Genomic DNA, 7776 nt, shown 5'->3' with positions numbered 1-7776 from the left:
CCTTCAATGTATCTACCATCGTGTCGAGGGTGACATGCATGAGCGGGTTCTCGTTGAAAGATATAAAGATATGTTTATGTCGAATTTGAAACCCTGGCAAGCGCTATGTCGCTTCCGGACAAGAAAATGGCGCAGCCATGATCCGCGCGCCGAAAACGGTTGAGTGGACGGAACGCGATGTTCGAGACGCGCGAGGGTGAGAAGCTCCTGGAGGCCGACCCGGCGGATATGCCGCCGGATGGCCATATCGTCTTCATCGGTCACATCCTCTCGCCCTGGACCAGTCGTGAGGATTGTCCGAAGAACATGCGCGCAGCCCGCGAGACCGGACGGACGGCAGCGATTCTGATCGAGGAGGCCTACCGCCCGGGACTGCGAAACCTCGACCGCGCCAGCCACATCGCCGTCCTGTCCTGGCTCGATCACGCTCCGCGGAATCTCATCGTGCAGAAACCACGCCATGCTGCCGAACCGAAAGGCGTTTTCTCGCTGCGCTCCCCCGCCCGGCCGAACCCTGTCGGTCTGCATGTCGCGAAGCTCGTCGCGCTCGATATTGAGGCAGGCCGTATCGAGATCGATGCCATCGATGTGCTCGACGGCACGCCGGTCATCGACATCAAGCCCTACTACGCTTCGATCGATGCCTTCCCGGAAGCGACCATTGCCGGGCGCGACGAGAAATGAGCGCGCCCACCGGCCGCCGCCGCGCCATCGCCAAGGCGTTGACCGCGCTCTTGCCGCTCGCCCCCTATGCCGACATGGAAAAGATCCGCGCCGACGCCGGGGCCGTGCATATGAAGAGTTTGCCGCCGACGATCGCAGTGTGGCTGGCAACCATCGCCCATGTCCGCCACGCCCATACCGACTACGAGAAGCTGCTTGCCGAAGGCTATGACCGGGACTCGGCGCGCTTCTTCGTCATCGAGCGGACCAATGAGGTGCTCACCCGCTGGCGCGCGACGCGCTTGCTGGACGAGGACGACGAGGACGAGTGAGGCTGACGGGAACCGCCTCGAACGCGGCAGCCGCCTCGCAGGCCAAGCGGCGCCGGTGACCTGGCTCTACTGCGTCCGGAGCCGCACGCTAGCCTGCCGCAGCGACGAGGGAGGAATGATAGAAATGAGCCAAGCCGCCGCCAAGCCCGCCGGGCCGCTCCCCGTTCTGTCAGATCGTTATCTCGACCCGCACGCCTATCCGGACGGCGTGGCTTACCTGGATGGCCAATATCTGCCGATGTCCCAAGCCAAAGTCTCGGTGCTGGACTGGGGCTTCCTGCATTCGGACGCCACTTACGATACGGTTCATGTCTGGGATGGCCGCTTTTTCCGTCTCGACCTGCATCTCGAGCGTTTCTTCGGCGGGCTGGAAAAGCTTCGCATGACCATCCCGTTCGACCGCGACGGCGTCGCCGAAATCCTTCACAATTGCGTTGCACTGTCGGGCCATCGAGCCGCCTATGTCGAGATGCTGTGCACGCGCGGCGCTTCGCCGACCTTCAGCCGCGATCCGCGTCAGGCGATCAACCGCTTCATGGCTTTCGCCGTCCCCTTTGGCTCGGTCGCCAATGCCGAGCAGTTGCGAAGCGGCCTCCATGTCGCGATCAGCGACAAGGTCCGCATTCCGCCTGCCTCGATCGATCCCTCGATCAAGAACTATCACTGGCTGGACCTGGTGCGTGGGCTCTATGATGCCTACGACCGCGGCGCCGATACCGCGCTGATCCTCGACTTCAGCGGCAACCTCGCCGAAGGTCCAGGCTTCAACGTGTTCTGCGTCAAGGCGGGCAAACTGTCGACGCCCGCCGTCGGCGTGCTGCCCGGGATCACGCGCCGTACCGTGTTTGACCTATGCGCCGAGGCGGGGCTCTCTGCGGTGGCGACGGATGTCAGCGTGGCTGCGCTGAAAGAGGCCGACGAAGTCTTTATCACCTCGACCGCCGGCGGCATTATGCCCGTCACGACGATCGACGGCGCCCCCGTGGCCGATGGCAAGGTCGGTACGATCACCGAGCGTCTGATGCGCCTTTACTGGCAGAGGCATGAGGACCCGGCCTGGTCGAGCGCGGTGCGCTATCCCTGACCCTGCCACCAAATAATTCCGGCGGCGCCTCTGGAAAAGCGCCGAGAGCGCCGTATATGCAGCAAGCGGAGTATCCTCCGTTTACATCCGGAATACATCGTCCCCCAGAGCAATTCCAGGAATGCCCGCAGCGGTTTTCCGACCGGAATTACGCGAAAACAAAGACTTGGAGTGGCTCGGCGATTCCGAGAAACGCTGAAACCCCTCTAAGGGCAAGGATCACAGATCATGACTGACAGGGTTTGGTTCATCACCGGATCGTCGAAGGGTTTTGGCCGCGTCTGGGCCGAAGCCGCGCTCGCCCGCGGCGATCGCGTCGCGGCAACCGCGCGCGATGCCGGCACACTCGCCGATCTCGTCGAAAAATATGGCGACAACATTGCCGCCATCAAGCTCGACGTCACCGACAAGCAAGCGGTCGACGCCGCGATCGCCGAGGCGCACAAGCGCTTCGGCCGGCTCGACGTCGTCATCAACAATGCCGGCTACGGCCATTTCGGCGCCATCGAGGAGGTCTCCGAGCAGGAAGCGCGCGACCAGATCGAGACCAACGTCTTCGGCGCGCTTTGGGTCACCCAGGCTGCGCTGCCTATCATGCGGGCGCAGCGCTCCGGCCACATCATCCAGATCTCCTCGATCGGCGGCGTCAACGCCTTTGCCTCGCTCGGCCTTTATCACGCTTCGAAATGGGCGCTGGAGGCGTTCAGCCAGTCGCTCAGCCTGGAGGTCGCCGAATTCGGCATCCATGTCACGCTGGTCGAACCGGGTGGCTTCTCCACCGACTGGGCCGGCCCGTCGGCCAAGACATCGAAAGCGATCGAGGCTTACGCGCCCGCCCGCGCCGCGATGGCCGAGCGCCGCAGCCGCGCTGTCGCCGGCGATCCCGAGGCGACCGGTCCGGCAATGCTGGCTGTCGTCGACGCTGCCGAGCCGCCGCTGAGAGTCTTCTTCGGCGATGGCGGCCTGCCGATGATCCGCCAGGAATACGCCAACCGTATCGCCACCTGGGAGAAGTGGGACGATATCTCGGTCATGGCCCAGGGCGCCAACAAGAACCGCAAGGCGGCTTGAACGCGCAAGGCCGCGCTGCGAAAGCGGCGCGGCCTTGACCTAAGCGCGATAGATCCACTGCTCCGGCACCCGCACCGAGATCTCCTCGCCTGCTCTGATGATGCCTGGCTTCTCGACCCAGGCGACGAGGCCGCGCAGCCGCTTCGCCGCCTTGGGGAACAGCAGCGCTCCCGCCTCACGATCAGCCATGTCGGCGTTCTCGGCCACCGAGCGCCCGGAGAAGCGGCAGGGCCCGTTTTGCGCATCGATCTTGATGGTCACGCCTTCCTTGAAGAACAGCAAGGACCCCGCCGGCAGCATGGAGAGACGCGGCAGGCCCTCGATCAGCAGGTTGGCGCCGATCCATTCCGGCTTGATCTCCGCGATGCCCATGCGCTCGGCGACCATGGCAAGCTCGTCCGCCGCCACGAGTGACAACTGCCTCTCGTTGCGCATCTCGGTGCCGCGTGGATACCAGGGCTCGCGCCCGCCGGACCGTCGCGTCGCGCCGGCATGGAAATCGCCCTCGATGCCGTCGAAGCCGAGCCGCAATTCCTCCACCGGTCTCGTCTCGAAACGATCGAAAGGCGCTTTGTAGAGCGCGGCCGCCTTCGCCGCGAGCTTGTGGGCCGGCACGATGTCGACGGACTGCTCGGTCGCCGGGGAGAGCTCTGAATTGGTTTTGGAGTCTTGCATGTCGCGGCTCTAGCGATCCCCTGCCTTGCGGTCCAGTCGAAAGCGCTGATGGTCCGATCAACCAGCTTGATACGCGGATGATCACGATCTTCTTACCGAAAACGCTATCCGATTTCGCCATGCGCCGTATTGCCGCCCCGCGTCATCGATCTGATGGTAGCCCCTGGCAGGAGGTATCCAAATGCATCCCGCACCCGCAATCGCCGCGCTCTGGCTGATTTGGGTCGTGTCTTGGCTCTTGGCCGCCGCTTGGGCCGACCCGGTGCAAAAGCGTGCAGGCTTCCGGGCTGAGTTCCGTTATCGCATCCTGTGGGCCATCGGCACGATCCTGCTGTTCGTGCCGGCGCACGGCTATGTCGGCCGGCTGCGGGTTTGGACGCCGACGCTGACGGAAGCATGGATCTGCGTTGCCCTGATCGCCATCGGCCTCGCCTTCTCCTGGTGGGCGCGCCTGCATCTCGGCCGGCTTTGGTCCGGCACCATCACCGCCAAGGCCGACCACCGCGTGGTCGATACCGGCCCTTACGGGTTGGTCCGCCACCCGATCTATAGCGGCCTGCTGCTGGCAATCCTCGCCACCATGGCGGCCAAGGGCACGGTCTGGGGCATTGCCGGCGCAGTGCTGCTGATCATCGGCATCGTCGTGAAGGCCAGGCTGGAAGAGAGCTTCCTGCGCGGCGAGCTCGGCACCGCCTATGACGACTATGCCAGGCGCGTGCCCATGCTGGTGCCCTTCGCACCGGCATAGATACGAGGGGTCACAGCATTTTCAACAGCGCGCCGCCGATCGAATAACCGGCCCCGAAGGCGCAGAGCAGGCCGAAATCGCCGGCCTTCATGTCGGCGTGGTTCTCCGACAGCGCCACGATCGCGCCGGCGCCAGCCGTGTTGCCGAGCCGCTCCAGCACCATCGGCGCGCGGTCGTGGCCGACATCGTGGCCGAAGGCGAGTTTCAGGATCATCGCGTTCATGCGCGCATTCGCCTGATGCAGCCAGAAGCGGCGGATGCCTTGCGGCGTCAGCCCATGCTCGGCCAGGAATTCGACGATGAATTTGTGGCCGGCGACGGTGACTTCCTTGAACACCTTGTTGCCGACCTGCTTGATCAGGTTGCCCTCGAGCTTGATCATGTAGGGATCGTCCTGGGCGGTGCGGGTGTGGTAGCCGAGATTGGTGCGGATGTTGTTCGACAACTGCGTCCAGGTGCGCGTGTCGAGCACCTCGAAGCGTCCCGGCCGCTTTTCGCCCTGGTTGAGCCCCTCGACGATCATTGCGACGGAAGCGTCGCCGAAGATGAAATGCGTCTGCCGGTCGCGGAAGTTGAGATGGCCGGTGATGATCTCGGGCGTCGAGACCAGGATGCGCCTGTGCGCCCCTGCCCTGACCAGGTTGACCGCGATGTGCAGCGCGGCCGCGGCGGAAGAACAGCCCAGTCCCATGTCGAAGCCGGCGCCCCTGGTGCCCAGCGCCTCCTGCATCTCGATGGCGATCGCCGGATAGGGCCGCTGATGATGCGAGGCCGAGCAGATCACCAGGTCGATATCCGAGGGCTGCAGGCCAGCATGGTCCAGCGCCTTTCTGGAGGATGCGATGCCGAATTCAGCCTGGAGCGACAGCGCGTCGTCCGGCCGCGCCGGAATGCGCGGCGCCATGCGGGTGGGATCGAGGATGCCCTCGCGCTCGACCACATGGCGCGTCCGCACGCCCGACGCGTGGACGATGAAGTCACTGTCCGACTTCTGCAGCAGCGTCTCGCCGGTAACAGCGCGGCGTGCATTCTCGGTGTCGACCCAGCTGTTGAAGCTCTCGACCAGCTCTTCATTGGTGATGACGGCTTCAGGAATTTCGGCGCCGATGCCGCTGATGATGACGCGATGCATGTCCAATCCGTCCGGGGCACGGGCGTTGCGGGCTCTGATGTGGGCGCGGACACGGCCCGGCGCAACCCTTGTCGCATTCGGCAGGTTTATGCCAGCTTAAACCAGCCGCCGGTCCCAGTTATCGCGATGAGTTGACCGGAAGCGGTCAGGCCCGCTTGGCGATGATGAAGATGCGCGGAAAACGCAGCAACACCTTGCCGTTCGCCATCTTCGGATGGGCCTGTGCGATCTTTGCCGTATAGCTGTCGAGGAACGCCTTCTTCTCAACCGCGTCGAGCGGATCGAGGAAGGGCTTCAGCCCCGTCGACTTGACCCATTCGACGATCGCTTCGGCATCCGCCAGCGGATGGTTGTAGATCGTATGCCAGATGTCCACGCGATCCGCGAGCGGCGACAACAGATCGTAGTAGAACGAAACCGGCGGCAGCGGTCCGCGCGCCGCGCCCTCGAGCTTGGCCGCGAACGGCATCTCGGCCGCCGTATCGCGCATCAGCTTGTGTGCGGGTTCGCCGAGATTGTCGGGCATCTGGATGGCCAAGGCGCCGCCTGGCGCGAGCAGCCCCATCAGCCGCTGGAACACCGCCGGGTGCTCCGGCAGCCACTGGAAGACGGCGTTGGCGAAGATGACGTCGACCGGGTTCTCCGGCTGCCAGGCGGAAGCATCCGCGAGTTCGAAATTGACGTTGGGCAGCCGCGCCCTCGCCTTCTCGATCATGTCGGGCGAGGTGTCGAACCCGCTGACCTCGGCATCCGGCCAGCGCTCGACCAGAAGCTCGGTCGAGTTGCCTGGGCCGCAGCCGATGTCGACGACGCGGCGCGGAAAGTCGACGGGAACTTGTGCCGCCAAGTCCCGCGCGGGCCGCGTGCGCTCGTCCTCGAACTTCAGATATTGGGCGGCGGACCAGTCAGCCATTCGATCACCTCCGCTCGTCCTCGCCGCCGGCTTTGTCCCTACCGCGTCAGCCGCTTGTGCGTCATGCGGTGCGGGGTCGCCGCTTCCGCGCCCAGGCGGCGCAGCTTGTCCTTCTCGTATTCCTCGAAATTGCCCTCGAACCATTCGACATGCGCGTCCCCCTCGAAGGCGAGCATGTGGGTCGCCATGCGGTCGAGGAACATGCGGTCGTGGCTGATGATGACCGCGCAGCCGGCATAGGCTTCCAGCGCGTCTTCCAGCGCGCCCAGCGTTTCGGTGTCGAGGTCGTTGGTCGGTTCGTCGAGCAGCAGCACATTGCCGCCGCCCTTCAGCATCTTGGCCAGGTGCACGCGGTTGCGCTGGCCGCCCGAAAGATTGCCAACCTTCTGCTGCTGGTCGCCGCCGCGGAAATTGAAGGACGAGCAGTAGGCGCGGCTGTTGATCTCGTGCTTGCCGAGCTTGATCACCTCGGCGCCGCCGGAGACCTCTTCCCAAACCGTCTTGTTCGGGTCGAGCGCGTCGCGGCTCTGGTCGACATAGCCGAGCCTCACCGTCTCGCCGATGCGGATCGAGCCGGCATCCGGCTTTTCCTGGCCGGTGATCATCTTGAACAGCGTCGTCTTGCCGGCGCCGTTCGGGCCGATGACGCCGACGATGCCGCCCGGCGGCAGCTTGAACGACAGGTTCTCGATCAGAAGCTCATCGCCGAAGCCCTTATTGAGGCCTTCGATCTCGACAACCACATTGCCGAGGCGCTCGCTCGACGGGATGACGATCTGCGTGTCGGTCGGCTTGCGGTTCTGCGATTGCTCGACCAGTTCCTCATAGGCCTTGATGCGCGCCTTGGATTTGGTCTGCCGCGCTTTCGGCGAGGACTGGATCCACTCGCGCTCGCGCCAGATCGCCTTCTGGCGGGCGTCGTCCTCGCGCCCTTCCTGGATCAGGCGCTTGGCCTTGGCGTCGAGATATTTGGTGTAGTTGCCCTCATAGGGGATGCCGCGGCCGCGGTCGAGCTCGAGGATCCAGCCGGTGACGTTGTCGAGGAAGTAGCGGTCGTGGGTAATGATCAGCACCGAGCCCGGATAGTCGCGCAGATGCTTTTCCAGCCATTGCGTGGTCTCGGCGTCGAGATGGTTGGTCGGCTCGTCGAGCAGCAAG

General features: G+C 64.4%; 9 protein-coding genes. 5 read left to right on the top strand and 4 right to left on the bottom strand.

Annotated features, from left to right (window positions below; translation table 11 throughout):
* Nucleotides 1-177 precede the first annotated feature (177 nt).
* The 4 genes from tsaA (at nt 178) to EOA29_RS18390 (ending at nt 3150) form a co-directional block, all read left to right on the top strand.
* Nucleotides 178-684: a tRNA (N6-threonylcarbamoyladenosine(37)-N6)-methyltransferase TrmO gene (gene tsaA, locus EOA29_RS18405; RefSeq protein ID WP_126093062.1), complete on the top strand. Its 507-nt coding sequence runs from the start codon at nt 178-180 to the stop codon at nt 682-684.
* The gene (locus EOA29_RS18400; RefSeq protein WP_126093061.1) at nt 681-995 is read left to right on the top strand and encodes a DUF2293 domain-containing protein; all 315 of its coding nucleotides are present in this window, start codon (nt 681-683) and stop codon (nt 993-995) included. Before tsaA ends, EOA29_RS18400 begins: the two co-directional genes overlap by 4 nt.
* A 124-nt stretch (nt 996-1119) precedes the next feature.
* Nucleotides 1120-2079: a D-amino acid aminotransferase gene (locus tag EOA29_RS18395; RefSeq protein WP_126093060.1), complete on the top strand. Its 960-nt coding sequence runs from the start codon at nt 1120-1122 to the stop codon at nt 2077-2079.
* A 228-nt stretch (nt 2080-2307) separates the two neighbouring features.
* Nucleotides 2308-3150 carry an SDR family oxidoreductase gene (locus EOA29_RS18390; RefSeq protein ID WP_126093059.1) on the top strand — a complete coding sequence of 281 codons (843 nt, stop codon included), beginning with the start codon at nt 2308-2310 and terminating at the stop codon, nt 3148-3150.
* A gap of 39 nt (nt 3151-3189) precedes the next feature.
* Here EOA29_RS18390 and EOA29_RS18385 read toward each other — a convergent pair whose 3' ends face one another.
* Complete coding sequence (locus EOA29_RS18385; RefSeq protein ID WP_126093058.1) at nt 3190-3825, bottom strand: MOSC domain-containing protein; 636 nt, start codon at nt 3823-3825, stop codon at nt 3190-3192.
* A 181-nt stretch (nt 3826-4006) separates the two neighbouring features.
* On the opposite strand from EOA29_RS18385, the gene EOA29_RS18380 reads away from it, so the two are divergent.
* Entirely contained in the window at nt 4007-4573 is a 567-nt protein-coding gene (locus tag EOA29_RS18380) for an isoprenylcysteine carboxylmethyltransferase family protein (RefSeq protein WP_126093057.1), read from the top strand.
* Nucleotides 4574-4583: 10 nt separating this feature from the next.
* Here EOA29_RS18380 and EOA29_RS18375 read toward each other — a convergent pair whose 3' ends face one another.
* The 3 genes from EOA29_RS18375 to ettA all read right to left on the bottom strand — a co-directional run.
* Nucleotides 4584-5705: a beta-ketoacyl-ACP synthase III gene (locus EOA29_RS18375; RefSeq protein WP_126093056.1), complete on the bottom strand. Its 1122-nt coding sequence runs from the start codon at nt 5703-5705 to the stop codon at nt 4584-4586.
* 145 nt (nt 5706-5850) lie between these two features.
* Nucleotides 5851-6618: a trans-aconitate 2-methyltransferase gene (gene tam / locus EOA29_RS18370; RefSeq protein WP_126093055.1), complete on the bottom strand. Its 768-nt coding sequence runs from the start codon at nt 6616-6618 to the stop codon at nt 5851-5853.
* 38 nt (nt 6619-6656) lie between these two features.
* Nucleotides 6657-7776 (bottom strand): energy-dependent translational throttle protein EttA (ettA, locus tag EOA29_RS18365; RefSeq protein ID WP_127221252.1); only part of this gene is annotated, 1120 nt, incomplete at its 5' end.

The organism is Mesorhizobium sp. M1E.F.Ca.ET.063.01.1.1 (genome assembly GCF_003998155.1).
GTDB lineage: Bacteria > Pseudomonadota > Alphaproteobacteria > Rhizobiales > Rhizobiaceae > Mesorhizobium.
This window is presented reverse-complemented; position numbering and strand designations above follow the sequence as displayed.

Coding starts and splice junctions, on each gene's coding strand:
- EOA29_RS18375 (WP_126093056.1), bottom strand. CDS start 5,705: ATGCATCGCGTCATCATCAGCGGCATCGGCGCCGAAATTCCTGAAGCC.
- EOA29_RS18400 (WP_126093061.1), top strand. CDS start 681: ATGAGCGCGCCCACCGGCCGCCGCCGCGCCATCGCCAAGGCGTTGACC.
- EOA29_RS18385 (WP_126093058.1), bottom strand. CDS start 3,825: ATGCAAGACTCCAAAACCAATTCAGAGCTCTCCCCGGCGACCGAGCAG.
- EOA29_RS18380 (WP_126093057.1), top strand. CDS start 4,007: ATGCATCCCGCACCCGCAATCGCCGCGCTCTGGCTGATTTGGGTCGTG.
- tsaA (WP_126093062.1), top strand. CDS start 178: ATGTTCGAGACGCGCGAGGGTGAGAAGCTCCTGGAGGCCGACCCGGCG.
- EOA29_RS18395 (WP_126093060.1), top strand. CDS start 1,120: ATGAGCCAAGCCGCCGCCAAGCCCGCCGGGCCGCTCCCCGTTCTGTCA.
- tam (WP_126093055.1), bottom strand. CDS start 6,618: ATGGCTGACTGGTCCGCCGCCCAATATCTGAAGTTCGAGGACGAGCGC.
- EOA29_RS18390 (WP_126093059.1), top strand. CDS start 2,308: ATGACTGACAGGGTTTGGTTCATCACCGGATCGTCGAAGGGTTTTGGC.